The sequence below is a fragment of the Alphaproteobacteria bacterium genome (assembly GCA_039980135.1).
GTDB lineage: Bacteria > Pseudomonadota > Alphaproteobacteria > UBA6615 > UBA6615 > UBA8079.
This window is the reverse complement of the sequence record JBDXCV010000009.1, coordinates 125,891-152,169: the sequence shown is the minus strand read 5'-3', so window position 1 is coordinate 152,169 and position 26,279 is coordinate 125,891. Positions and strand designations below refer to the sequence as shown.

General features: G+C 63.9%; 22 protein-coding genes. 10 read left to right on the top strand and 12 right to left on the bottom strand.

Annotated features, from left to right (window positions below):
* The first annotated feature begins 117 nt into the window (after positions 1–117).
* A complete protein-coding gene (locus ABJ363_11180; GenBank protein MEP4379555.1) occupies positions 118–1,080 on the top strand; it encodes a 2-oxoglutarate and iron-dependent oxygenase domain-containing protein in 963 nt (320 codons plus the stop codon).
* 56 nt (positions 1,081–1,136) lie between these two features.
* Here the strand turns inward: ABJ363_11180 and ABJ363_11175 are convergent, their stop codons facing one another.
* The 4 genes from ABJ363_11175 to ABJ363_11160 are packed head-to-tail and all read right to left on the bottom strand — an operon-like array spanning position 1,137 to position 6,770.
* Positions 1,137–2,564, bottom strand: coding sequence for an FAD-binding oxidoreductase (locus ABJ363_11175; protein MEP4379554.1), 1,428 nt, complete (start codon positions 2,562–2,564; stop codon positions 1,137–1,139).
* Positions 2,565–2,619: 55 nt separating this feature from the next.
* The gene (locus ABJ363_11170) at positions 2,620–3,585 is read right to left on the bottom strand and encodes an L-threonylcarbamoyladenylate synthase (protein ID MEP4379553.1); all 966 of its coding nucleotides are present in this window, start codon (positions 3,583–3,585) and stop codon (positions 2,620–2,622) included.
* Positions 3,586–3,597: 12 nt separating this feature from the next.
* On the bottom strand, positions 3,598–4,383 hold the full coding sequence (cysQ, locus tag ABJ363_11165) for a 3'(2'),5'-bisphosphate nucleotidase CysQ (protein MEP4379552.1): 786 nt from the start codon (positions 4,381–4,383) through the stop codon (positions 3,598–3,600).
* Positions 4,384–4,433: 50 nt separating this feature from the next.
* A complete protein-coding gene (locus ABJ363_11160) occupies positions 4,434–6,770 on the bottom strand; it encodes a xanthine dehydrogenase family protein molybdopterin-binding subunit (protein ID MEP4379551.1) in 2,337 nt (778 codons plus the stop codon).
* A 117-nt stretch (positions 6,771–6,887) separates the two neighbouring features.
* On the opposite strand from ABJ363_11160, the gene amrS reads away from it, so the two are divergent.
* Positions 6,888–8,015, top strand: coding sequence for an AmmeMemoRadiSam system radical SAM enzyme (gene amrS, locus ABJ363_11155; protein ID MEP4379550.1), 1,128 nt, complete (start codon positions 6,888–6,890; stop codon positions 8,013–8,015).
* 118 nt (positions 8,016–8,133) lie between these two features.
* On the opposite strand, the gene ABJ363_11150 is transcribed toward amrS, so the two are convergent.
* Positions 8,134–9,405: an MFS transporter gene (locus ABJ363_11150; protein ID MEP4379549.1), complete on the bottom strand. Its 1,272-nt coding sequence runs from the start codon at positions 9,403–9,405 to the stop codon at positions 8,134–8,136.
* Between the two features lie 252 nt (positions 9,406–9,657).
* Positions 9,658–11,046, bottom strand: coding sequence for an AmmeMemoRadiSam system protein B (amrB, locus tag ABJ363_11145; GenBank protein ID MEP4379548.1), 1,389 nt, complete (start codon positions 11,044–11,046; stop codon positions 9,658–9,660).
* Positions 11,047–11,161: 115 nt separating this feature from the next.
* On the opposite strand from amrB, the gene ABJ363_11140 reads away from it, so the two are divergent.
* Complete coding sequence (locus ABJ363_11140) at positions 11,162–11,512, top strand: Spx/MgsR family RNA polymerase-binding regulatory protein (GenBank protein MEP4379547.1); 351 nt, start codon at positions 11,162–11,164, stop codon at positions 11,510–11,512.
* 127 nt (positions 11,513–11,639) lie between these two features.
* Here the strand turns inward: ABJ363_11140 and ABJ363_11135 are convergent, their stop codons facing one another.
* The 4 genes from ABJ363_11135 to ABJ363_11120 all read right to left on the bottom strand — a co-directional run bounded on the left by ABJ363_11135 (position 11,640) and on the right by ABJ363_11120 (position 17,892).
* On the bottom strand, positions 11,640–12,815 hold the full coding sequence (locus ABJ363_11135) for a cupin domain-containing protein (protein ID MEP4379546.1): 1,176 nt from the start codon (positions 12,813–12,815) through the stop codon (positions 11,640–11,642).
* A gap of 171 nt (positions 12,816–12,986) precedes the next feature.
* Positions 12,987–14,753 carry an SLC13 family permease gene (locus tag ABJ363_11130; protein MEP4379545.1) on the bottom strand — a complete coding sequence of 589 codons (1,767 nt, stop codon included), beginning with the start codon at positions 14,751–14,753 and terminating at the stop codon, positions 12,987–12,989.
* A 145-nt stretch (positions 14,754–14,898) separates the two neighbouring features.
* Complete coding sequence (locus ABJ363_11125) at positions 14,899–15,858, bottom strand: ribonucleotide-diphosphate reductase subunit beta (GenBank protein MEP4379544.1); 960 nt, start codon at positions 15,856–15,858, stop codon at positions 14,899–14,901.
* 93 nt (positions 15,859–15,951) lie between these two features.
* Positions 15,952–17,892, bottom strand: a complete 1,941-nt coding sequence (locus ABJ363_11120; GenBank protein ID MEP4379543.1) for a ribonucleoside-diphosphate reductase subunit alpha — start codon at positions 17,890–17,892, stop codon at positions 15,952–15,954.
* A 482-nt stretch (positions 17,893–18,374) separates the two neighbouring features.
* Between ABJ363_11120 and ABJ363_11115 the strand changes: the two genes are divergently transcribed.
* Both ABJ363_11115 and ABJ363_11110 read left to right on the top strand, forming a co-directional pair.
* Positions 18,375–19,124, top strand: coding sequence for an SOS response-associated peptidase (locus ABJ363_11115; GenBank protein MEP4379542.1), 750 nt, complete (start codon positions 18,375–18,377; stop codon positions 19,122–19,124).
* Positions 19,124–19,657, top strand: coding sequence for a hypothetical protein (locus ABJ363_11110; protein ID MEP4379541.1), 534 nt, complete (start codon positions 19,124–19,126; stop codon positions 19,655–19,657). The genes ABJ363_11115 and ABJ363_11110 overlap by 1 nt, the downstream gene beginning before the upstream one ends.
* 55 nt (positions 19,658–19,712) lie before the next feature.
* Here the strand turns inward: ABJ363_11110 and msrA are convergent, their stop codons facing one another.
* Both msrA and ABJ363_11100 read right to left on the bottom strand, forming a co-directional pair.
* Entirely contained in the window at positions 19,713–20,228 is a 516-nt protein-coding gene (gene msrA, locus ABJ363_11105) for a peptide-methionine (S)-S-oxide reductase MsrA (protein ID MEP4379540.1), read from the bottom strand.
* A gap of 62 nt (positions 20,229–20,290) precedes the next feature.
* Positions 20,291–22,621 carry a xanthine dehydrogenase family protein molybdopterin-binding subunit gene (locus tag ABJ363_11100; GenBank protein MEP4379539.1) on the bottom strand — a complete coding sequence of 777 codons (2,331 nt, stop codon included), beginning with the start codon at positions 22,619–22,621 and terminating at the stop codon, positions 20,291–20,293.
* Positions 22,622–22,776: 155 nt separating this feature from the next.
* On the opposite strand from ABJ363_11100, the gene ABJ363_11095 reads away from it, so the two are divergent.
* From ABJ363_11095 to ABJ363_11075, 5 genes are all read left to right on the top strand, one after another.
* Positions 22,777–23,238, top strand: coding sequence for a glycine/sarcosine/betaine reductase selenoprotein B family protein (locus ABJ363_11095; GenBank protein ID MEP4379538.1), 462 nt, complete (start codon positions 22,777–22,779; stop codon positions 23,236–23,238).
* Positions 23,239–23,256: 18 nt separating this feature from the next.
* Positions 23,257–24,015, top strand: coding sequence for a hypothetical protein (locus tag ABJ363_11090; protein MEP4379537.1), 759 nt, complete (start codon positions 23,257–23,259; stop codon positions 24,013–24,015).
* A gap of 36 nt (positions 24,016–24,051) precedes the next feature.
* Entirely contained in the window at positions 24,052–24,975 is a 924-nt protein-coding gene (locus ABJ363_11085) for an SMP-30/gluconolactonase/LRE family protein (GenBank protein MEP4379536.1), read from the top strand.
* 171 nt (positions 24,976–25,146) lie between these two features.
* The gene (locus tag ABJ363_11080; GenBank protein MEP4379535.1) at positions 25,147–25,554 is read left to right on the top strand and encodes a GFA family protein; all 408 of its coding nucleotides are present in this window, start codon (positions 25,147–25,149) and stop codon (positions 25,552–25,554) included.
* Positions 25,555–25,566: 12 nt separating this feature from the next.
* Positions 25,567–26,253 (top strand): glutathione binding-like protein, encoded by a 687-nt coding sequence (locus tag ABJ363_11075; protein MEP4379534.1) that lies wholly within the window; start codon positions 25,567–25,569, stop codon positions 26,251–26,253.
* Positions 26,254–26,279 lie beyond the last annotated feature (26 nt).

The following is a 26,279-nucleotide window of genomic DNA, read 5'->3' as shown; positions in this document are numbered from 1 at the left end:
CACCATGGTGCAACGGATGCTGAGGTTTTCAACGATAAACGCATACTCGGCGCCGTGGCACGCAAGTTGCGTCAATATTGCCCGGGGGGGCATGAAAGAGATGCAGGAGGGGGAAACATGACGCGTGGCAAATTGACGATTCCATTGATCGACATTTCAGGTTTTGAAAGCGGTAATGCCGCGGCCCGCGACGCTATCGCGGCTGCGGTCGGCGCGGCGTCAGAACAGTATGGTTTCATGCGTTTGACAGGTCACGGCGTGCCAGCTCAAACGGTCGCGGATATGTTCTCGCAAGGCACGACGTTTTTCGCCAATCCCGAAACCGAGAAACTTGCGATCCGTGATCAGGCGGCCAACCGGGGCTATGTGCCGATGTACGATCAGGTCTATCCGGGTGAAAAGCCGGCCGGTCAGGAATCTTTCAGTATGGGCCACCCGACGCCGCCGACCGACGAAGCGCTGGGCGAGCTGCCCTTCTACAAGCCAACGCCATGGCCGGATTTACCCGGCTTTCACGAGACGATGCACGACACCTATGAAGCAATGTTTGCGGTCGGAGAGACGATACTCTCGGCAATGGCGCTACATCTGGGACGCGAGCCCGACTTCTTCGTCAGCGCGCTGCAAAACAGTTATTCGAACATGCGCATCATTCATTACCCCGAGCCTGGCGACATCGTCGATGTCACCGATTTCGGTTCGCGGCCGCACGAGGATCGCGGCTTGATCACGCTGCTGATTCAGGACGGGAACGGCGGCCTTGATGTGGAAGGGCCAGACGGTGAGTGGATTGCCGTCGAGCCCGATCAGGCTTCAATAATATGTAATGTCGGCCGGTTACTTCGCCGTTGGACCAACAACCGCTATGTGTCGGCGATCCATCGTGTCGTCAACCGTGCGGGCACCAGCCGCCAGTCGATCCCCCTGTTCGTGCATCCTGGCTTCGACCAGGTGGTCGATGCCGCTGACTTCGCCGCGCCGGGCGACAAGGTCAAGTTCGAACCCGTCGTCGCCGGACCATTCACTTATGAAGATTTCGCCATGCAGCGGCCATCCTGGAAGACTCAGCTAGCCGAGTAGGGTAAACTTCAGACGCGTTGAACGGGGCGACGACCAACCAGAGCGCGGCGTGTGCCCTATAGGACCTTGCCGGGGTTCATCAGGCCCTTGGGGTCGAGCGAATTCTTGATCATGCGCATCATGTCCAGTTCCACGGCCGGCTTGCGCTCGGCCAGATCGTGGACCTTGAGCTTGCCGATGCCGTGCTCGGCCGAAAAGCTGCCGCGCATCGACAGCGCGATATCGATGACCCGGCCGGTGATCTCGTCCCAGCGGTCGAGGAACGCCTGCGGGTCGGCATCGACCGGCTGGGCCAGATTGTAATGGACGTTCCCGTCGCCGACATGGCCGAACGCGAGATGCCGGATGCCGGGGCAGAGTTCCGTCGTCGCGGCATTGGCCTCGCGAATGAATTGCGGGACCCGCGAGATGGGCACGGACACGTCGTTCTTGATGCTCGCGCCATCGGGCTTCTGGGCCAGGACCATGGCCTCGCGCAGGAACCACATCTGTTCGCGCTGCGCGTCCGACTGGGCGATCGTGGCATCGACGACCAGCCCGTCGTCATAGGCGGTGGCGAGGAGGCTCTCCATCGCCGTGCCCAAATCCGAATTCTCGTCGCTGCTCTCGAACTCGATCAGCGCGTACCATTCATGGAGGCCTTCGAGGAACTCGAACATGCCCTCGATGTGTTGCTTTGACATATCGATGGCGAGGCGGGGGATCAGTTCGAACCCCGAAACCGCGTCACCGCTCGCCTTGCGCGCACGGCCGAGCACCTCGAGAACGTCTTCGAGGTCGCGCAACGCGATGAATGCCGTGTTGCGGACGCGTGGCTTGGGAAACAGCTTGAGAACCGCGCCGGTGATGATCCCGAGCGTGCCCTCGGCGCCGATGAACAGATGTTTCAGGTCATAGCCGGTGTTGTTCTTGCGCAGGCCGGTCAGCCCGTCCCAGATCTGCCCGTCGGGCAGGACGACTTCGAGGCCCAGCGCCAGTTCGCGGCTGTTGCCATAGCGGATCACCGCCGTGCCACCGGCGTTGGTCGAGAGGTTGCCGCCGATCTGACAGGATCCCTCGGCACCAAGACTAAGCGGGAAGAACCGGTCATGTTCCTCGGCAACGTCCTGCAAATTGGCCAGAACGCAGCCCGCATCCACGGTCATGGTGAAGTTTACCGGATCGACCTCGCGGATTTTATTCATGCGGACGAGGCTCAGGATGACTTCGCCCGAGGCGACGGCACCGCCGCAAAGACCGGTGTTGCCACCCTGGGGAACAATCGGGACATTGGCGTCGTGACACGCCGCCACAACTTGCGAGACCTCGGATGTGGAGGCGGGGCGCACCACGCAAGGCGTCTCGCCGCGAAACAGGCCGCGCTGTTCGGCGATATAGGGCTCCATGTCCGAAACGTCGGTGACCATACCGGCATCGCCGACAATTTCGGCGAGTCGGTCGAGCAGGCCGTCTGGCAGTCCGGGGGCTGTCGCGAGTTTGTTCATGGCGACTGATGTAGCCCTCTCGCACGATCTGGGCAATACGCGCGTCGTGTTCGTCTCAACCCTTGTGCGCGGTTGCGGCGCGGCGCAGGCGGTCGTTGATTGCCCGCCCGATACCCGTTTCAGGCACCGGCGCCACGGCGATTCCCGCGAATTCCGGACGATCGAGTTCGCGCAATGTCGCGAACAGCCGGGCGGCGGCCTCGATTATGTCGCCGGACGGGCTGAGGTTGCGGGTGGCAGCCGCATTACCCGCAAGTGGGTCACCGAAGAACACGAAGGCCTCGTCCGGCCTGACTTCCGTCGCGTTGATCCGCAGGGGGATCGACGGCGCGTAGTGTTTGGCGATCTGACCGGGCGAACGTGGCGCCGTGCCGGGTTCGGCCACGCTCGCATCGTCGATCGGCCCGAGTATCTCTTCAAGCTGTTCGCGGGTCACCGCCCCGTGGCGCAGGATCGCGGGACGTGTGTTGCAGAGGTCGATCACCGTGGATTCGAGCCCGACCATGCAGGGGCCGCCGTCCATGATTAGATCCGGCGCGTCGCCGAGGGAGTCCGCCACATGAGCTGCCGATGTCGGACTGACTTCGCCCGCGCGGTTGGCGCTGGGGGCGGCAATGGGGCCACCGAAACGCGCGAGCAGATCGCGGGAAAGCGGATGGGCCGGCGCGCGCAGCGCGACCGTGTCCAGGCCGGCGCTCACCAGAAATGACAGGCCGGAATCCGGTAGCCGCGGGACGACGAAGCTGATGGGTCCCGGCCAGAAGTGCGCGGCGAGGGTGGCGGCGGGTTCGTTGATCTCGCCGAGTGCGCGCGCGGTGGCAAGTCCCTCGACATGCACGATCAGCGGGTTGAAGCTCGGCCGTTCTTTCGCGGCAAAAATACGCGCAACGGCGTCGTCGTTACGCGCGTCGGCGCCCAGCCCATAGACCGTCTCGGTCGGGAACGCGACGAGACCGCCTTCGCGCAGCCTGTTCGCGGCGCTTTTGAGCGTATCGTCATTCGCCGGTTCGATGCGATCCACAGCCGGGGCGTCTCAGCGGCGGCCGAACGCGACGAAGCCGGGGTTGAGATATTTGGGCTTGCTGTAGGGCAGCGGCGTGCCGTCGAATGTCTCGAGCGATCCGCCGGCGGCGAGCACGATCGCGTGTCCCGCGCCCGTGTCCCATTCACAGGTCGGGCCGAAGCGGGGGTAGATATCCGCCTCGCCGGCGGCCAGACGCCCGAACTTCAGGGCGCTGCCCTGGGGGACACGGTTCCGGACGTTCATGTCGGCCAGATAGGCCTCGAGCTTGTCGTTGACCGCGTGGGAGCGGCTGACCAGCACATCCATGCCTTCGTCAGGAATTTCGCGACAGCTGATGGCGTGTTCTTCGCCGCGCGCCCCGTCTTGGCCTTCGATCAGGGTCGCGCCTACGCCGGTGGCCCCGGCATACATCAGGTCGAGGGCGGGCGCGTAGAGAATGCCCACGCGGGGCACGCCGCCATCGACCAGACCGATATTGACCGTGAACTCGTCGTTACGCTTGAGGAACTCCCGGGTGCCGTCGAGGGGGTCCACGAGCCAGAACCGGTCGCCGATATCCGTCGGGCTCTCGCCGTTGGCGAATTCTTCCTCGGAGATCACAGGAATCTCGGGTGTGAGTGCGCGCAGGCCGGGGACGATGATGGACTCGGAGGCCGTGTCGGCCAGGGTCAGGGGGGAGCCGTCATCCTTGCGGGTGCTGTCGAAATCGGTGCCGTATATTTCGAGGATCGCGTCTCCCGCCGCGTAGGCGAGGTCGCGAACCGCGGGGATCAGGCGCGCCGGGTCAGAAGTCATGATTTGTCTTTCCGGTGTTCGGTGTTGTGCGGTTGGCGTCGGCGTGGGTGCTACTCGGCCGCGAGCGGTCGGTTGGCAAGCGCCCAGATGACGTCCGGCGTCGCCGGCATGTCCACATCGGGGAACCCGCCATCGCTCGACAATGCATCGACGATGGCGCTGATCGCGGCCGGCGGGGCGCCGATGGCGCCGGCCTCGCCGGTGCCCTTGATGCCCAGCGGGTTGGTCGTGCACTTCTCGTTACGCATGGAAAACGCGAACCGGGGCACGTCATCGGCGCGCGGCATGCGGTAATCCATGAACGAGCCCGAGACGAGCTGGCCCGACTCTTCGTCATAGATCGTGTGCTCGTGCAGCGCCTGTCCGACGCCCTGCACGACCCCGCCATGCACCTGGCCCTCGATCAGCAATGGGTTGATCGTGTCGCCGAAATCATCGACCACGGTGTAGCGCTGGATTTCCGGGATGCCCGTGTCCGGATCGATCTCGATCTCGCAGATATGGCAGCCGTTGGGGAAGGTCGCCGCATCGGGCGTGTGGGAGACGGACGTATCGAGCCCCGGTTCCATGTCGTCCGGCAGGTTCGCCGGGTCGTTTGCTGCCCTGGCGACCTCGAACAGGGACATGGTCCGGTCCGTACCGGCCACGCGGAAGGTGCCGGCGGCATATTCGATGTCGGCCTCGGCGGCCTCCATCATGTGCGCCGAGACCGCGCGGCCCTTCTCGATGATTTCCTCCGACGACTTGGCGACGGCGACGCCGCCGACCGTGACCGAACGCGATCCGCCGGTCAGGCCCGGCGGCACGATATCGCTGTCGCCCTGCACCATGACCATCTGGTCGGTGTCGATGCCCAGCCGGTCGGACATGATCTGCTTGTAGGATGTGTCGTGGCCCTGCCCATTCGACATGGTGCCGATGTAGAAGGTGATGATTTCGTTGTCGGAATCGATGCGCACATCGGCAACTTCGGCATTGCCGCCGCCGCATTTCTCCACATAGGTCGCCATGCCGATGCCGCGCAGCTTGCCCTGCCTGGCACTCTCGGCCTTGCGTGCCGGGAAACCCGCCCAGTCGGCCTGCTTCATGCCTTCTTCCATGATCGCGGTGAAATTGCCGCTGTCATAGATCTCACCGAAGGCGGTTTCGAACGGAAGCTTGTCGGGCCGGATGAAGTTGCGCCGCCGGATTTCGTCGGGCGACAGGCCAAGCTCGCGCGCACATTTGTCTACCAGGCGCTCGATGCAGTAGATCGCCTCGGGACGGCCGGCGCCCCGATAGGCGTCTGTCGGCACGGTGTTGGAGAACACGCCCTTCACGTTGGCCCAGACCGCCGGGAAGGCGTACAGGCCGTTGAGCATCGTCGTGCCGGCCTCGGTGGGTATGTAGGTGCCGAAATGGGACAGGTAGGCCCCGAGATTGGCGTAGGTCGTGACCCGCAGCCCGAGGAACCTGCCGTCGCCATCGCAGGCCACCTCGGCCTTGGTGACATGGTCGCGGCCCTGGATATCCGACAGGAAGCCCTCGCTGCGTTCCGACGTCCAGCGCACGGCACGCTTAAGTTTCATGGCGGCCCAGGTCACGAGCGGCTGCTCGGGATGGGGGAAAATCTTCATGCCGAAACCGCCCCCGACGTCGCCGGTGACGACCCGCAGCCGTTCCTTGTCGATGTTGAGGATGCTGCCGGCCAGCGCGTCGCGGATGACATGGGTACCCTGCGACGAGGTGTAGAGGGTCAGCCGGTCGCTCGCGGTGTCGTAGTCGCAGATGGCCGCGCGCGGCTCCATCGGATTGACGATGATCCGGTTGTTCGTCAGCTCCAGCGTGGTGACATGGGCGGCCTTGGCAAACGCCGCCTCGGTGGCCGCCTGATCGCCCTTGCCCCAGTCGAAGCAGATGTTGTTCGGCGCGTCGTCGTGAATTTGCGCCGCCCCGTCCTGGGTCGTGCGGAAGGTGTCGGTCGAAGCGGCGAGCGGGGTGTAGTCGACTTCGATCAGATCGGCGGCGTCACGCGCCTGATCGAGCGTTTCTGCCACGATGAGCGCCACCGGCTGGCCGACATGACGGACCTTGCCCTGGGCCAGAAGCGGCCGCTCGGGCTTCACGTTGTCGGTTTCATCAAGGTTGGTGACCGGGAACATGCACGGCATGGGGCTGATGTTGTCGCCCGCCAGATCCGCGCCCGTGAGTACCAGAAGCACGCCGGGTGCCGTTTCTGCGGCGGCCGTATCGATCGCGCCGAGCTCGGCATGGGCGTGGGGGGAGCGCAGCACGAAGGCATGGCTCTCATTGTCGAGCTGCACATTATCCGCGTAGGTGCCGCCGCCGGTCAGGAGCCGGAGGTCTTCGATACGCGTGACGGATTGACCGATGCCGAACTGGCCCATGAGAGGTCCTCTTGGAGGCTTGATCTGAATGTATGAATACGTTGCGAGGATGATATGCGACTTGATCCGTCGAGACCAAGCCCTCCGGCGCAAATACTCTGTTATTCTTTGCCCGTGATGGCCGCAGAAAGCGAACAGAGAACACCAGAATCCGGGGACGCCCCGGGTGATTTCCCCGGGCGCTACTGGCATCCGCTCGACGACGGACGCATCCAGTGCGATCTGTGCCCGCGTTTCTGCAAGCTGAACGACGGACAGCGCGGGCTGTGTTTTGTGCGCGCACGCGAAGACGATCAGATCGTGCTCACGACCTATGGCCGCTCCTCGGGCTATTGCATCGATCCGATCGAGAAGAAGCCGCTCAACCATTTTCTGCCGGGCACGCCGGTCCTGAGCTTCGGCACGGCAGGCTGCAACCTGACGTGCAAATTCTGCCAGAACTGGGACATCTCCAAGAGCCGGGAATTCGATACCCTGGCCGATCAGGCGATGCCCGCGGCGATTGCGAAAGCGGCGGCCGAGCATGGCTGCCGGTCGGTTGCGTTTACCTACAACGACCCGGTGATCTTCCTCGAATACGCCGTCGACGTGGCCCAGGCCTGCCGCGAGGTCGGCGTACGCACGGTCGCGGTGACGGCGGGCTACATCACGCCCGAACCCCGAGCGGAGTTTTTCCACCAGATGGATGCGGCGAATGTGGACCTAAAGGGTTTCACCGAGGATTTCTACCAGCAGCTCTGCACTGCCTCGCTCGCCGATGTGCTCGACACGCTGGTCTATATCCGCCACGAGACCGATTGCTGGCTCGAGATCACCAACCTGATCATCCCCGGCCAGAATGACGACCCGGCGGAACTGGCGGCGATGTCCGCCTGGATCGTCGAGAATCTCGGCCCCGATGTGCCGGTGCATTTCTCGGCCTTTCATCCCGACTGGAAGATGATGGACACGCCGGCCACGCCTCACGAAACGCTGGCCCGGGCGCGCCGGATCGCGCTCGAAGCCGGGGTGAACTATGTCTACACCGGCAATGTCCACGACAAGGGCCGGCAGAGCAGCTACTGCCCGAACTGCGCGGCGCGGACGATCGGCCGCGAGTGGTACGAACTCAGCGAGTGGAACATCACCCCGGTGGGGAACACCGGCGGAGCGTGTGCGAACTGCGGGACGCGTATCCCCGGCGTGTTCGACGCCGCACCAGGGAACTGGGGCCGCAAGCGCAAGCCGGTGGAGCTGCGGAGCTAGCCCAACTCGTCGTCCCCGCGAAGGCGGGGACCCATAATCACAGGCGGTTCACCCGGCTGGCTGTGGCGTTTATGGATGCCCGCCTGCGCGGGCATGACGATAATCATTGGGTGGGCTTCTAATCCGGCAGCGGTTTGCCCGCCGTCTCCTTCAGGGTCAGCACCACGGCGAACGACACGACCGCGCAGGCGATCAGGTACCAGGCGATCGATAGATCGTTGTGGGACCGGGCGATGAGCCAGGTCGCGACCAGCGGCGTCGTGCCGCCGAAGATGGCAAGCCCCACATTGTAGCCGACCGACAGCGCGCTCACCCGGACCCGGCGCGGGAACATCTCCGTCAGGGCCGCCGGCGCGCCGCCGAAATAGGCGCCGATCAGCACCGCGAAGCCGAGTTGTCCGGCGAGGATCATCTCGAAGTCCGGATGGTGCATCAGCCAGATCAGCGGGTAGCCGAGAAGGGCGATACCGCCCGCGCCGAACATCAGCAGCGGCTTGCGGCCGATCCGGTCGGACAAGGCGCCGAACAGCGGGATCAGCACCAGCAGAACAGCCATGGAGATGGTGTTGATGTCGAGCGCGTCGGAGCGCGGCTCCTTCACCTGCTTGATCAGCCAGGTCACCACATAGACGAACATCATGTAGAAGCCGACGGCGTTGATGATGTTGAAGCCGATGACCTTGAGCATGGCCTGCCACTGGGTTGTCAGCGCCTCGATGACCGGGTTCTTCGGTTTGTCGGCCGCGTCGTCCTCGGGCATGTCCGGCAGGTGACGGCGGATCACCAGGCCGACCACGCCGACCAGGATGCCGCCCAAAAACGGCAGGCGCCAGCCCCAGGCCGAGACGTCTTCGGCCGACATGAATTCGCTGACCAGCGCGCTGACGCCCGAGCCGAGCAGGATGCCGCCGACCGCGCCGAATAGCGTCCAGCTGGTGAAGAAGCCGCGGCGACGGGTCGGGGAATGCTCGGCCAGATAGACGATCGAGCCGGTGTATTCGCCGCCGACCGACAGGCCCTGGAGCATGCGCATCGCCACCATGAGGAAGGCCGCGGCGACACCAATGGTGGCGTGGTCGGGCAGGATGCCGATCACGCCGGTGGGGATCGCCATCAGCATGACGGACAGCACGAGCGCGCGTTTGCGGCCGATCTTGTCGCCGATATAGCCGAACACGAAACCGCCGATCGGGCGCATCATGAACCCGGCGGCGAACGCGCCGAAGGAGGCGATCAGCGAGACGGTCGGGTCGTCGGAGGGGAAGAACAGCCGGCCGATGATCGGCGCGTAGAAGCCGTAAACCGCAAAGTCGTACCATTCCAGAACATTGCCGGTGATACCGGCGGCGATCACCTTGCGGCGGTTGCGTGCTTCCGTCACGTCACTCATATGAAGGCCCCCAGCCTGAATTGAGGTGGAATCCTAGCGGTGTGATCCGTGTTCGGGCAACCAATCATAGCGTCATGCCCGGACGTGCTGTGGCTTACGGGCGGGTTTGAAACCCGCTCCTACGGAACACCGCAGCACAATGTAGGGGCGGGTCTGCGACCCGTCCGTTCACCCCCATACGACGACAAGCGAACCATGAGGGTGTCTCGAGATACGCGGATCAAGTCCGGTCATGACATGTTCTTTTGGATACTAGTGGAACGTCTCGGTGGTGTAGCGCCACAGGCGGATCGAATCGTCCCAATGGTCCTGCGGCAGTCCTGCCTTGGCCTTCAGGTGGCGCAGGAACTGATCCGCCGCGGGCACCTGCGCCCAGACCTGGGGCAGGAACAAGCCGCGTCGCGTGTGCCCGTCCGCGTCCGTTGCCTGCAGGATCACCCCGTCGACATCGGGCTGGAGCGCGTCGACCGCCTCGGCCTCGGAGGCAAACGCGATCGGTCGCGGGTGGGACAGGATCGAGACCGAGACATCCATCATCGCGGCTTCCTCGGCTGTCAGCTTCGGAAATCGCGGGTCGCCGAAGGCCGCCTTGTAACCGTTCCCGGCCACGTCGGCGATCAGCGAGCGGTGCGGCAGGATGCTGCCGACGCAGCCGCGCAACCTTTCATTGAGCGTCAGCGTCACGAAGGCGGCGCGGTAGGTCTCCAGTGCCGGCGAAAAGCTGCCATGCTGCACCTCGGCCGGGCGCCCGGTGCGCAGCCCGTTGGCGATGGAGCGTTTCGTGCCATCGATCAGCATGGCCCGGTCGTCGTCGGGCAGGCGGGCGGTGGACGCGTATTCCAGCGCCCAGGCGCCATACCCAACCACGCGGTCGCGATGGTCGCGCCCGCCGGTGTCGCCGGAATTGCGGACGTCCAGCGTCGTGACCCGCAGGTCGAGCGCGTGGGCGCGCGCGAGCAGACCCTTGACCGGGAACCGCCCGCAGGCCTGTTCGTCCTCGATCTTGTCGGGGCTGAGTGTCTCGATGGACCGCCGGAATCCCTGATCGAGCCGGTTGGCCGCGTCATAGTCGTGGTAGTGGCTGAGGTCCGAGCTGATCAGCACAAGGGTCTCCGGGCCGCCCCACAGCGCCTTGAGCAGCGCGTCGGTCTCGTCGGGTGATGGCCCGCCGACGATCACCGGGACCAGTGTGAAATCCCCGAGCACCCGCTGCAGGAAGGGCAGGTGGATCTCCAGGCTGTGTTCCTCGGCATGGGGGATGTCCGATTGCTCGACACCCGGCACCGTCAGGGCCGTCGCGATGCCGGCCGAATCGATGGGCACATCTCCCAGCGGCGTGCGGAATGCATGCGCGGACGGCACGCAGAATTTTCGCACCGCCACCTTGTGGGGCGGGCCGAGCAGCACGACCCGGCTGATCTCGCCCGCCCGGTCGGCGACGGTTTGGTAGGCGCTGGCCGCGATGGGCCCGGAATAGATATAGCCCGCATGGGGCGCGATCAGCGCCTTGGGCGCCAGCCCGTTGTCCCGTGCGCCGGCCATGCAGGCATCGACCATGCGCGTGAGCGCGTCGGGCTCGGCGGGGTAGAACGTCCCCGCGATTGCGGCGGGTCTGATATGTGTTTGAGTGCTATCTGACATTTCGATGACTTGTCCGGGACTCGGATATTCCTATATCCGCGTGTTACACGACAGGTTAGCGCGCCCCGTCGAGCGCGCCAAACCACCAAACCCGTATTTACGAGAGGACGCCGATATGCTGACGGTCTACGGCCTGAAGAGCTGCGACACGACCAAGAAGGCATTGAAATGGCTGGAGCGTCGCGAGACGCCACACCGTTTCCTCGACGTCCGCGCCGACGGTGTCGACAGCGACAAGCTCACCGAATGGGCGATGGAAGTGGGATGGGAAGTCCTGCTCAACCGCGGCAGCACCACCTGGCGGAACCTCGATCAGGTCATCCGCGACAACGTCACCGAGGATATCGGCCTGCAGCTGATGGCGGAGAACCCGACCCTGATCAAGCGCCCGGTGATCGAGACCGGTGCGGGGGTGCTGGTCGGCTGGAAGCCCGAGCAGCAGCGCACCCTCGAGGATTTGATTTAGAGACTCGGTTTCGGGCGGGATTCAAACCCGCCCCTTCACCTTAAATCGTCATGTCCGGACTTGATCCGGGCATCTCACATCAGGTGGTGCCGAGATACGCGGATCAAGTCCGCGTATGACCGTCATACTACCCCTCCCGGACCGTCACCCCGTTCTGGCCATACGCGTCGATGACGTCCTGACCGAAGCGCTCGCGGATGATCGCCGTCGATTGTGGTGGCAACGAGATGTCGTTGTAGTCCTCGCGCGATCTGCCGGTGATCACCACCAGCAGCCGCGCGTCGTCGTCCGAGATATTCTCGAACTGGCGATCGACGCCGGGCGGCACGGCGATCATGTCGTAGGGGTCGAGGTCGATATGGTCCTGGCCCTCTTCGCCCCAGCGAATGCGAAAACGACCGGTCAGGCACATGAAGGTCTCGACCGTGTGGTGATGGGCATGCAGCAGAGGGCGGTCGCCCGGCGGGCAATCGGCGATCAGCACACTGATATTGTCCGGACCCTGGATCGCCGCGTGATGTGCCATGGGGCCGCCCTGATTCTCGGGCGCCATCAGCAGATAGAGGTTCTTCGCCGCGACCATCTCGCGCGCCTCACGCGGCACGCCGATGGAATCCCCCGACGTGGCCGACAGCGGCTGCATGTCCGCAATGCGCGCGATGCGTGTCGCCATCTGTGCATCCGAAATCTCGATGGGGGCGGGCACCTGCGGGCCGCTGATGCTGCCGTCGGCGTGGCGCCAGGCGGTGCCGATCTTCGCGTAGGCGTCGAGGACGTCCTGACCGAATTTTTCGCGCATGAAGTCTGTCTCGCCCGGCGGCATCGAGATGTCCGAGAAATCCTCATCGCCTTCGCCGTTGATGATCACCAGCAGCAGCGCCTCTTCGTCGGTGATGTTCTCGAACTGCCGGTCCACGCCCGGAGGTACGGCGATCATGTCATGGGGCTCCAGGTCGATCTCCTGTTCGCCCGCGCTGCCCCAGCGGATTCGGAACTTGCCGGTCAGGCACATGAAGCTCTCGACGGTGAAGTGATGGGCGTGCAGCAAGGGTTTGTCGCCCGGCGGGCAGCGCGCGATGATCACGCTCGTGCCGCTGTCGCCGCTGACGGCGGGCCTCTGGGCCATCGGCCCGCCCTGGTTCTCGGGCGCCATCATCAGGTAGAGCGTTTCGGCCGCCATGATCTCATAGGCTTCGCGCGGGATGCCGGTGTCCGCGGCATAATGCGCCGACTGGGATTCCTGTTCATTGAAGCGTGCGATGTGCGGCGCCATTTCTTCCGGGCTGATGTCGATGGTTTGCATGCTGTTCCCTCCGATGTTGAGTTTAGGGGGAATAGTCACGGCCTGTCACGAACACGGCGAGCCGACCGTACGCCAAGATCTTAAACGTCATACCCGGGCTTGGCCCGGGTATCTCTTCTTCGGCGGGGACAAGATGCGCGGATCAAGTCCGCGCATCACGATTTTACAGAGCTAAAGCGGCCAGAAGATTAGGATCAGCGGTACCGACGTGGCGACGATGATGATCTCAAGCGGCAGGCCCATGCGCCAGTAGTCGCCGAAGCGGTAGCCGCCCGGGCCCATCACCAGCACGTTGTTCTGATGCCCGATCGGGGTCAGGAAGGCGCAGGAAGCGCCGATGGCGACCGCCATCAGGAACGGGTCGGCATTGACCCCGAGCTGGTTCGCGATCGCGACCGAGATCGGCGCCATGACGATGGCCGTGGCGGCGTTGTTCATCAGGTCCGACAGGGTCATGGTCACGACCAGCACGATGGTCAGCACCGCCCAGATGGGGATGCTGCCGGACAGGCCGACGATGCTTTCGGCAATCAGCTGGGTGCCGCCGGTGAACTGGAGCGCATTGCCCAGTGGGATCATCGCCCCAAGCAGCACGATGACCGGCCATTCGATCGTCTGGTAGGCCTCGTTGGCGCTGATCCGGTTGAGCAGGATCAGCGCCACCACGGCGGCGGCGAATGACACATGGACCGGCGTCCAACCCATCACGGTCGACAGAACGGAGGCCGTGAAGATTAGGATGGGGATCAGCACGGCGCGCGGTTTGCCGACCGTCAGCCGCCGCTCGGCGAGCGGCAGGCAACCCATTTCGGCGACGGCGTCGGTGAGCTCCTCCTCATTGCCCTGGAGCAGCAGTACGTCGCCGGCGCGAAACTGGGTGCGTGCCAGGCGTTCGCGGACCGGCTGGCCTTCCCGGGCGAGAGCCAGGAGGGCGACGCCGAACCGCCGGCGCATGCCAAGTGTTTGCGGGCTGCGCCCCTCGATCCGGGAGCCGGGCTGGACAACCGCTTCGACGGTGCCGACCTGGTCGGAGCGGATGTTTTGCTCTTCGAGATGCTCGCTGCCGGTGAGCGTCAGCCCGCCTTTCTTGAGCAGGTCGTCGAGGGTCGCCGGGTCCACGCGCAGAAGCAGCGTGTCGTCGGCACGCAGCCGCTCATTCTGGATATAGGTCAGGCGTCGTGAATCTTCCCGGAGCAGCCCGACGACGATGGAGCGGTCCTCGTCCAGCGCCTCGAGGTCGCGCACGGTCTTGCCGATGAATTCGGATTCCGCATCGACGTTGACCTCGACCACGTAGGAATCCAGATCGAACATCTCCTCGGCCGAGCGTCGCCCGGTCCGGTCCGAGGGGAGCAATCGCCAGCCGATCACCAGGACGAAGATCAGCCCGATCAGCGCGATGGGCAGGCCGACGAAGGCAAAATCAAACAGCGCAAACGGCTCGCCGGTTACATCCGTGCGGAAGGTCGCGACGATAATATTCGGTGGGGTGCCGATCAGGGTGACCAAGCCGCCGAGGATGGTGGCAAACGATAGCGGCATCAGCACGGCCGAGGGGCGCTCGGACAGGCGCAGCGCCAGCGGCATGAGCAGCGCCAGCGCACCGACATTGTTCATGAAGGCCGACAGCACGGCACCGATGCCCGACAGGGCGGTCATCTGACTGCCCTGGCTCTTTGCCATCCGCAGGACGGCGCCGGCGATCAGGTCGATGACGCCGGAGACCTGCAGCGTGCGGCTGATCACCAGCACCGCGGCGACCGTGATCACCGCCGGGTGGCCGAAGCCCCGGAACGCCAGGTCGGTCGGCACCACGCCACCGATCACGGCGAGGATCAGCGCGGTGAAGGCCACGATGTCATAACGCCAGCGGCCCCACATGAAGAACACGAGGGAAAAGCCGAGGATGGCGAAGATGATGATCTGGTCGGGGGTCATGGGATGATTTCTACCACGCTTGAAACATGAACAAACGCCGTCATGCGCGGACTAGATCCGCGCATCTCTGTTGGTATTCGATTGGCAATGCGGTGAGGCGAGATGCCCGGATCAAGTCCGGGCATGACGAAGATGGGGCTTCAGCCTACTCGAAGGCCTCTTCCCAGCTGCCTTCGGTGGCGGCCTTGGAATATTCCGTCGCCCGGTTCTCGAAGAAGTTCGCATGCTCGACGCCGTTGAGCATCTCTTCCATCCAGGGCAGCGGGTTCTTCTCGATCCGGTACACCGGCTGCAGACCCAGCTGGGACAGGCGGCGGTCGGCGATGTAGCGGATATACTGCTTCACCTCGCGGCCCTCGAGCCCCTCGATGCCGCCCATCTCGAACGCCAGGTCGATGAAGGCGTCCTCATGGTTCAGGACGGTCTCGCAGGCCACATAGAGCTCGCGCTGGAACTCTTCGTCCCAGATTTCCGGGTTCTCGTTGATGAAGGTGCGGAACAGCTTGATGATCGAGGCGGTGTGCAGGCTCTCGTCGCGCACCGACCAGGTGACGATCTGGCCCATGCCCTTCATCTTGTTGAAGCGCGGGAAGTTCATCAGGATCGCGAAGGACGCGAAAAGCTGCAGGCCCTCGGTGAACGCGCCGAACATCGCCAGCGTCTTGGCGATGTCCCGGTTCGTCGAGATGCCGAACTCCTGCATGTAGTCGTATTTGTCCTTCATCTGCTGATACTTCAGGAACGCCGAATACTCGGTCTCGGGCATGCCGATCGTGTCGAGCAGATGGGAGTAGGCGGAGATATGGACGGTCTCGATATTGGAGAACGCCGCCAGCATCATCTGCACCTCGGTGGGTTTGAACACCTGCGAGTAGTGCTTCATGTAGCAGTTGTTCACTTCCACATCGGCCTGGGTGAAGAAGCGGAAGATGTGGGTCAGCAGGTTGCGCTCGGAATTGTTCAGGGTGCGGTGCCAGTCCTTCACATCGTCGGCCAGCGGCACCTCTTCGGGCAACCAGTGGACACGCTGCTGCATCAGCCAGGCGTCATAGGCCCACGGATAGCTGAACGGCTTGTACTGAACGCGCTCTTCGAGAAGCGACATGATCCTCTTTCCTCTCCCTCGGATGCGAGGCCCCGGCGCAGCCAATTTTCAGGGGCGGCCCGGGGCGTTACGCATCGGTATTTTGTCACTTGCCTACTGGCAGGCGAGACACTCTTCGTAATCGTTGCGGCTTGCCGCGGCGCGGTCGGCCTCGTCGTCCGCCGTCACCGGCACCAGTGCGGCCACGCTCTCGGAGCGCTGCAGGGATTTCGAGCGGCAGTAGTAGAGGCTCTTCACACCCTTCTTCCACGCCTGGAAATGAATCTGGTGCAGGTCGCGCTTGTGCACGTCCGCCGGCAGGAAGACGTTGAGCGACTGGGACTGGCAGATCTCCGGCGAGCGGTCGGCGGCCAGGTCGATGACCCAGCGCTGATCGATCTCGAAGGCCGTCTTGAACACGTCCTTCTCGTCCTGGGTCAGGAAATCCAGATGCTGGACCGAGCCCTCATTGGCCGTGATCGACGACCAGGTCTCGTCCGTGTTCTGACCCTTCTCGGCGAGCAGGCTCTGCAGCGCCTTGGAGCGCACGTTGAACGAGCCCGACAGGGTCTTGTGGGTGAAGCTGTTGGCCGCGATCGGCTCGATGCCCGGCGAGGCGCCGCCGCAGATGATCGAGATCGACGCGGTCGGCGCGATCGCCATCTTGTTGGAGAAGCGCTCCTCGATGCCGTAATCGGCGGCGTCGAGGCAGGCCCCGCGTTCGGCCGCGAGCGTCTTCGAGGCTTCGTCAGCCTGGCCGCGAATATGCTTGAACATCTTCTTGTTCCACGCCTTCGCGACGGCGGATTCGAACGGCACCATCTGTTCCTGCAGGAACGAGTGGAAGCCCATGATGCCGAGCCCGACCGAGCGCTCGCGCGCGGCGGAATACTTGGCCTTGGTGAAATGGTCGGGCGCGTTGTCGATGAAGTCCTGCAACACATTGTCGAGGAAGCGCATCACATCCTCGATGAAGGTCGGGTGGTCCTTCCATTCGATGAAGTTCTCGACATTCAGCGACGACAGGCAGCACACGGCGGTGCGGTCATTGCCGAGATGATCCAGGCCCGTGGGCAGGGTGATCTCGGAGCACAGGTTCGACGTCTTGACCGTCAGGCCCGCGAGCTTCTGATGCTCGGGCACATTGCTGTTCACGGTGTCGGAATAGACGATGTAGGGCTCGCCCGTCTCGATCCGCGCCGTCAGCAGGCGGATCCACAGGCTGCGCGCCTTGACCGTGGCGATCGGCGCGCGGTCCTTCGGGCTGACCAGCGCCCAGTCCTCGTCGGCCTCGACGGCGCGCATGAACGCGTCCGACACCAGCACACCATGATGCAGGTTCTGGGCCTTGCGGTTCGGATCGCCGCCGGTGGGGCGCCGGATCTCGATGAACTCCTCGATCTCGGGATGGTCGATCGGCAGATAGACCGCCGCCGAGCCGCGCCGCAGTGAGCCCTGGCTGATGGCCAGGGTGAGCGAATCCATCACCCGGATGAACGGGACGACGCCCGAAGTCTTGCCGTTGTGACCGACCTGCTCGCCGATGGAGCGCAGGTTGCCCCAGTAGCTGCCGATGCCGCCGCCGCGCGCGGCGAGCCAGACATTCTCGTTCCACAGATCGACGATGCCCTCGAGCGAATCGGAGGCTTCGTTGAGGAAGCAGGAGATCGGCAGGCCGCGCTGGGTGCCGCCATTGGAAAGAACAGGCGTGGCCGGCATGAACCAGAGGTTCGAGATGTAATCGTAGATGCGCTGGGCATGAGCCGAATCGTCGGCGTAGTGACACGCGACGCGGGCGAACAGCTTCTGGGGCGAGCCCTTCTCGTCGTTCAGAAGGTAGCGGTCTTCCAGGGTTTCCTTGCCGAAGGCCGTCAGGTTGGCGTCACGCGCCGGATCGATCAGGATACGGACGCGATCGGTCTGGTAGACGTTCGCGGTCTCGTCGTCCTTGCCGACGAGGTCGTTATCCACATCCGGTTGCGCTTCGGATTCGGCTGCCCGTTCCTCGGTCTCCGCCTCGGACGGCTCCAAATCGAGCGAATCAAACAGGTCCATTTCCTTGTTTTCTTCCACTTTGAGCGCCTTTTCCACAGCGCTGTTTTCAGTCGGAATCCCGGTTGATCCGTCCATTTATAAAGGCCCCCTCCACGCGATAATCCAGGCGCTCCACACCTTGTGGGCAGTTTTCAGTGGAAAACCTGCATAACCCACAACATCTAGAGCCGTAACATTCAGTAAACACTAAATGTTGGCGACCTGTCACCGTGAACAAGACGGGAACATTGTAATCTTTGTGGCGGGGGAGTCAATGTGAGAGCCGGATGGGCGCCCGGAAAACCCCGATATTTGCCAAATCATTACGTCTTGCCGCCGCAATCGACTCAAATCCTTTGTGCCCGGTTTGTACTCCGAAACCCAAAATCTTGTGGTCGGCCCCAAAGCGACTCGGGAATTTAGCGGCGAACGAAACGGGATCACCGACAAAACGCGGCCAAAACCCTGTCTGCCCCCTGTTTGGAACGGTGTAAAATAGCGGAATGTGCGGACGATTCGGCCTCATGCATTCCTGGGAAGAGATCCACGCGGCTTATGGGCTGGTGTCGGCGACCTTCGAGTTGCAGCCGCGCTACAACATCGCGCCGTCCCAGGCGATCGTCGCGATTATTCGCGCCGCCAGCCGGGACGATGCGGGCGGCAATATCGATGAACTTGCCCGCGTCCCCGCGCTATTCGGCTGGGGGCTGGTGCCGTCCTGGGCGAAGGACCCGGCGATGGGCGCACGGATGATCAACGCCCGGGCCGAGACGATCGCGAAGAAACCTTCCTTTCGGGCCCCGTTCCGGCGGCGGCGCTGCCTCATCCCGGCGAGCGGCTTCTACGAATGGCAATCCACCGGCACCGGCCCCAAGCAGCCGGTCTGGATATCCCGGCCCGACGGCGGGCTGATCAGCTTCGCGGGATTGTGGGACGCGTGGCTCGGGCCGGACGGGTCGGAACTCGAGACCGCGACGATTATTACCACCGAGGCCAACGAGACCCTGCGGCCGTTCCATCACCGCATGCCGGTGATCCTCAACCCCGACAGCTTCGATACCTGGCTGGGCAACGGGACGGACGACCGTTTCGACAGGGAGGCGGCGGGCGCTCTGCTGCACCCGGCACCGGAAGACATCGTCCGCGTCGTGCCCGTGGGTCGCGCCGTCAATGACATCCGCAACGACGGCCCGGAGCTGCTGACGCCCCACGTCCTGGCAGACGAACCGCCCGATCAGGGGGAGCTGTTTTGATGCGTATGACGAGGGGCCCCAAAATATTCGCGGTCGCCGCCCTCATCGTATTGGTTGCCGTGCTGATGCTGCAGCCCGATCGCAAGCCGCGGTTGATTGAACGGCTCGCGCCGGGCTTGTCGGACGCACACAGCGAATTCACCGCACGGCGGCTGCTCGACATCTACGAAGGAGAGGCGCGCGCCGGTGCGGTTCGCGACTTGACCAACTTTACGTGGGACCGGGTCTGCATGTACCCGCCATATGCGTATTTCAGGCCCGATGGCCCAAACCCGGCGGAACACCCCTTCTATGAGGCGGCGTGGTCCGGCGAAGAATCCTTCGCACGAATTGTGTTCTCCGAGGCGGATGCGGTGATGATGGTCTTGAAAATACCAGCGAACCCCGCGGCCGGCCCGGCCGCTCCATATTCCGGGTATTGCCACGGCCCCTCGGCGCGATACTCGTTCACGGTCGGTGCGGGACAGGAAAGCAACGAGATTTCCCGTGACGCGCCGTCACCGGCGTACAGATCATTTTTGATCGTCGATTAGGCGAATGAAAACGGGGCGTATGGCCCGGACATCACACCGCGTCTCGCACTTTTTGTCAGGCCGCGTCGCGCTTGGGCAGCTTCCAGTCGGGACGCACGAAATGGCAGGTGTAGCCGCCCGGGTTGCGCTCCAGATAATCCTGATGCTCCGGCTCGGCCGGCCAGAAATCTCTGGCCTGGGTGACTTGCGTGACAACCTTGCCCGGCCAAAGCCCCGACGCCTCGACATCGGCGATGGTATCGACCGCGGTCGCGCGCTGCGCGTCGTCGCGCCAGAAGATCGCCGAGCGATATTGCGTGCCCCGGTCGTTGCCCTGGCGGTCGGGCGTCGTCGGGTCGTGGATCTGGAAGAACAATTCGAGGATGTCCCGGTAGCTGACCTGGTCGGGATCGAACACGACCTCGATGGCCTCCGTATGTCCCGTCGCGCCGGTGCGCACATGCTGATAGGTCGCGTTCGGCAATTCACCGCCGGTGTAGCCGACCTGCGTGGAGACGACGCCGGGCAGGCGCCGGATCAGATCCTGCATGCCCCAGAAGCAGCCGCCGGCGAGATATGCGGTTTCGGTCATTTCGGGTCTCCTCGAGTTATTCGGTTACCCAGCAGATAGGTTCGCGCGCGCGTCCTTGCAAGCTAAGCAGCTGCATCCGCAGCCTGGATCGCCTGCCAGACCTTCAGCGGCGTGCACGGCGTGTCGATATGCTGCACCCCCAGATGGGACAGCGCATCGACGATGGCGTTGGTTCCCGCCGACAGCGAACCCACCGTGCCCGCTTCGCCCGCGCCCTTGACCCCGAGCGGGTTGGTCGGCGAGGGGACCTCGTTCTCATCGAAGTTCACGTGGCAGAAGTCGCTGGCGCGGGGCATGCAGTAGTCCATGAAAGACCCGGCCAGCAGCTGGCCCGTCTCGGGGTCGTAGGTCTTGTCCTCCATCAGCACCTGGCCCATGCCCTGGGCGATGCCGCCCATGATCTGGCCGCGTACCAGCATCGGGTTGATGATCGTGCCGACGTCATCCACCACGGTGTAGTTCACCAACTCGGTGACGCCGGTGTCCGGGTCGATCTCGACCTCGCAGACATGGCAGCCGTTGGGGAAGTTGCCGGTCGTGGCGTTGTAGGTGCCGGTCTCGTAGAGGCCGGGCTCCATCTCGTCGGGCAGGTCGTTGCTCTTGTAGGCCGCCGCGGCGATCTCGTGCACGGTGATCAGCTTGTCAGTGCCCGAGACGGTGAAGTTCCCGTCGGCGAACTCGATATCGGCTTCGGACGCTTCCAGGAGATGCGCGGCGAGTTTTTTGCCTTTCTCGATGATCTTGCGCGCGGCAATGGTCAGCGCGCTGCCGGTCATGATGGTCGAGCGTGAGCCGCCGGTGCCCATGCCGAAGGCGGACACGTCCGTGTCGCCCTGCAACACCGCCACCCGCTCGGGGTCGACGCCGAGCAGATCGACGATGATCTGGGTCTGGATCGTGCGGTGGCCCTGGCCGTGGGAAATGGTCGAGGCCACGAAGGTCAGGTCGCCCGACGGGTCGAAGCGCAGCTCCGCCGTCTCGGTGGTGTTGTCTGCCGCCCATTCGAGCGTGTTCGACATGCCGATGCCGCGCAGCTTGCCGCGGGTGGCGGCCTCTGCGCGCCGCGCTTCGAAGCCGGCCCAGTCGGCGGTCTCCATGGCCATGTCCATGTTCTTCTCGAACTCGCCGCAATCGTAGGTGTAGATCAGCGGCGTCTTGTAGGGCATCGCGGCGGACGGGATGATATTTCGGCGGCGCAGTTCGGCCGGATCCATGCCGAGTTCGTCGGCGGCGCGTTCCACCAGCCGCTCGATCATGAACGAGGCCTCGGGCCGGCCTGCACCGCGATAGGGCGAGGTGCAGTGGGTGTTGGTCAGCATGCCCGAGATTTCCACATGCGCCGCCGGGGTGGTGTAGACGCCGATCACCGTGCCGATGTGGACGGCGGGCGGGGCGGCACCCCGATAGGACACGAACGCGCCGAGATTGCCCCAGCTGCGCACACGCACCGCCTGGAACGTGCCGTCGGCATCGAAGGCGAGCGCGACCTTGACGATATTGTCGCGCCCGTCGTCGTCGCTGAGGTGACTTTCGGTGCGGTCGGCGACCCATTTGACGGGCCGGCCGACATGCTTGGACGCCCAGGGCATCAGCACCATCTCGGGATAGATCGAGCCGCGCAGGCCGTAGCTGCCGCCGATATCGTCGGTCACCAGCCGGATCTGGCGTTCGGGCACCTTGAAGGATTGCTCGGCCAGGCTCTGGCGAAACAGCCACGGCCGCTGGAACCCGCAGCGGATCGTGATGCGGCCCGTGCCGATGTCCCAGTCGCCGATGACGGCGCGGTTTTCCATCGCGTTGGCGGTCACCCGGTTGATGACCATGTCCTGCTCGACCACATGGTCGGCGGCGTCGAAGGCGGCATCGGTCGCGGTCTTGTCGCCGGCCTCGTAGAAATATGATTCGTTTTTGGGGCAGTCGTCATAGAGCTGGGGCGCCCCGTCCTGGAATGCGTCGTAGCAGGACACGACCGCCGGCAGCGGCTCGTAATTCACCTCGATCAGCTCGCTCGCATCACGTGCCTGGGCTTCGGTGTCGGCGACGACCATCGCCACCGGATAGCCGATATGCATGACCTTGCCCACGGCCAGCGCGGGCCGGTCGGGGACATACATTGGCCCGCCGTCGCGATGGTTGTAGCTGCCCATGCAGGGAACGACCCCCATCCCGTCGGCGCGGTAGTCGGTGCCTGTGAACACGCCATGCACGCCCGGTGCGGCCTCGGCGGCGGCCTTGTCGATTGAGACGATCTCGGCATGGGCGTGGGGCGAACGCAGGATCACCGCATGGAGCTGGCGGTCGTAATTGATGTCGTCGAGATAGCGGCCCTGGCCCTTGAGCAGACGCGGGTCTTCGAGCCGCGTGACGGCCTGGCCGATGGAAAACTCACCCATGAAACATGTCCTCCTGAGGGGAGGTGCAGATTAGTGAGTTCCGCTGGCGGCAGACAATCCCACCCGCTGTTTTTTTGTTGGAGGGTTCCGGGAGAGGTCAGGCTGCTGATAGGCTTTGCCGAGGACACCACCCCCGCGAAGGTTCAGCACACGACATGGTCAAGCTCAGCGAATTACCCGCGCTTTATCGCGAAGGCTATATGGAGATGGAGGTCCCCGATTTCGAGGACACGCCTTGGGCGGACTGCCCGCCCCTGTCCGGCTGCCGGATCGCTATCGTCTCCACCGCGGGCCTGCACCGCCGGGGCGATCGCACCTTCGATGGTTACGCCGCAGATTACCGGATCATCCCCGGCGATACGGACATGGACGATCTGGTGATGAGTCACCTGTCCACCAACTTCGACCGCACCGGGTTTTATCAGGACGTCAACGTCGCCTTTCCGATCGACCGGCTGCGCGAGCTGCGCGATGAGGGCGTTATCGGCTCGGTCGCGGACCATCATTTCTCATTCATGGGCGCGACCCCGCCGACGGCGATGGAGCCGGTTGTCGCGGATCTGGTCGATATCCTGCGGGCCGACAAGGTCGATGCGGTGCTGCTGGTGCCGGTCTGACCGGCCTGCACGCGCGCCGTGGGCGGGCTGGCACATTTCATCGAACGCGCGGGCATCCCGACGACGCAGATCAGTTTGATCCGCGCCCACACGGAAAAAATCCGCCCGCCGCGCGCACTCGCCGTGCCGTTCGAGTTGGGGCGGCCGCTGGGCGCGCCCAACGAGCCGGATTTCCAGCGCCGCGTGCTGCGCGATTGCCTGTCGCTGCTGGCGCGGCCCGCCGGGCCGGTCCTCGAAGACTTCCCCGATGGGCCGCCGGGCGAGGCGGTGGCGGATGAGCCGGACGGCTGGGCCTGCCCGGTAAACTTCGCGGCGCCCGTCACCCAGATGAGCGACGCCGATGTTCTGCATCAGGCGTTGCAGCAGGAAGTGACACTGCTCGGCCCCTGGTACGCGCAATCGAAAGAGAACCGTGGCGGCCGCACCGGTTTCGGGATCTCCGGCAGGACGCCGGACGAGATCGTGCGTTTTCTGGCCGACTTCGCCGTCGCGCCGGAAACTTGCGAATCTCCCCTGCCGGATACGCCGGTCATCGTCGCCTTCAAGCGGATGGCCGACGATCTGCGCTACTACTACACCGAGGCCGCGATAGCCCGGCCGGACGGGCGCGGCAGCGATATCGAGATCGCCACATGGCTCTGGGGTGACACGACGCTCGGCGCATTGTTGGTGGCCGTGCGCGACTGGGCAATGGAATCCGATGATGCGACAACGCGCGAGCTTGCGATGAATGCGATGGTGCCGACCCATCAGCGTCACCGCACACAACATGGCTGATAGCTGCCCTTTACGTTCGAACAGGAAACGAACTCAATGACCTACAAAATCGAATGCCTCGTCGACTGTGAGAATTATCTGGGTGAAAGCCCGCTCTGGGATGTGGAGACCGGCCTGTTCTACTGGGTCGACGGCACCGGGCGGCGCAAGGGCCGGGACAATGTCTTCCGCCTCGATCCGCGCTCGGGCAAGGTCGAGACGCGGTCCATTCCCGATCACGACATCGGCGCGCTGGCGATCCGCAAGGATGGCGGACTGGTGATGGCCGTCGATGACGGCTTTTACTTCTATGACTTTGACAACGAAAAACTCGATCTGATTCACAAGATCGAGGACGACCAGCCGCGCACCCGTCTGAACGACGGCAAGGTGGACCGTCGCGGGCGGTTCATCGCCGGCGGCATGGACGATGAGGAAGAGCTCGCGATCTGCGGCCTGTGGCGGCTCGACCCGGATTTGTCGGTCACCCGGATCGGCGGCGGCATCATCTGCACCAACGGCCCCTGCTGGTCGCCCGACGACAAGACCTTCTACGTCACCTGTTCCTTCCAGGACACGATGTGGGCCTATGACTACGACATCGAGACGGGCGCGCTGTCCAACCAGCGGGAATTCGCCTCGACGAAGGCCAGCGAGGCCATCTGCGACGGCTCGACGGTCGATGCCGAGGGCTGCGTGTGGACCGCGGAGATACGCACCGGCGAGATCATACGCCGCACGCCGGACGGCGCCGAAGAACGCCGGATCGGTATGCCGGTCCGGAACGTCACCAGCGTAATGTTCGGCGGCGACAATCTCGACGAGATCTACGTCACCACCATGAACCGGATCGACCATCCGGGTGCCGCTCACCACGATACCTTCGTGGTCGAGACCAAACCGCAATTCGGTGCGGGCTCGTTGTTCAAGGTCAGCGGGCTGGGCATCCGGGGCGTCCCGGAGCCGCGTTTCGGGGGGTGAGGCCAGGTCTGGCTCCACGGTTTGCTCGATCCTCGCGGCAACAAGTTTTGTGCTCCGCACCGCGGTTGACCTGTAGCTTGACGGTCGAGGCATACTTGGGCAGACCGGAACGGTGACCCGGCACGGACGTTCAATGCTCAGGGTGCAGGTTTTTCGACAGGAGAAAGAATGATGGTGCAGGTGTCAGGCGGCTGCATGTGCGGCGCGATCCGCTACGAAATATCGGGCGAGCCCCGGCGCATGGTGAATTGCCATTGCGACGATTGCCGGAAGAACACCGGCGCGGCGTTCGCGACCAACATCCTCTTCGATGAAGCCGATGTCCGGGTTACCCGGGGAGAGACGCGCGCCTTCGAACACCTGTCGGATGCGGGCAACACCAAGATCAAGGAATTCTGCCCGACCTGTGGCTCGCAGATCTTCTCGACGACCATCGGCCGCCCCGCGATTGCGGTGAAGGTGGGCAGCATGGACGATGCGGGCTTCGTGAAACCGACCGCCAACTTCTACTGCGACCGCGCGCTATCGTATGCGGACCTTTCCGGTGACCTCACCAATTTCGATGAAATGCCGAACTAGGGAAACCCGAACATGATCCATCTTTATTCCTGGGCGACGCCCAACGGCGAGAAACTTCACATCATGATGGAGGAGCTCGGCATTCCGTACGAGCTGCACCGTCTGGATATCGGCAAGGGCGAGCAGTTCGAGCCGCAATTTCTCAAGCTCAGCCCGAACAACAAGATCCCGGTGCTGGTCGATACGGAAGGCCCGGACGGGGAGGACTATGTCGTGTTCGAGACGGGCGCGATGTTGATGTATCTGGCCGAGAAGACCGGAAAGTTCATGCCCCAGGACATGGCCGCGCGCTACAGCGTGATCCAGTGGCTGATGTTCCAGATGGGCGGCATCGGGCCCATGTTCGGCCAGTACAGCCACTTCACGACCTACGCGCCCGAGACGTTCGACTATTCGGTCGAGCGCTACACCAAGGAATGCATGCGGCTTTACGGCGTGATGGACCGCCGGCTGGGCGAGACGAAGTATCTCGCAGGCGATGAATACACGATCGCCGACATCGCGACCTACGCCTGGACCTATTCCTGGGAGCGGCGGGGGTTCGATATTTCCGAATTCAAGAATGTTCAGCGCTGGCTCGACGACATCGGCGCCCGGCCCGCGGTCCAGCGCGGTACCAAGCTACTGGGCAAGCCGGAGAAGCCCGACGCCGAGACGCTGAAGAACTATTTCGGCGACGAGCAGTATGAGCGCCGCTGACCGGCGAACGTCGCGAACCAACGGCA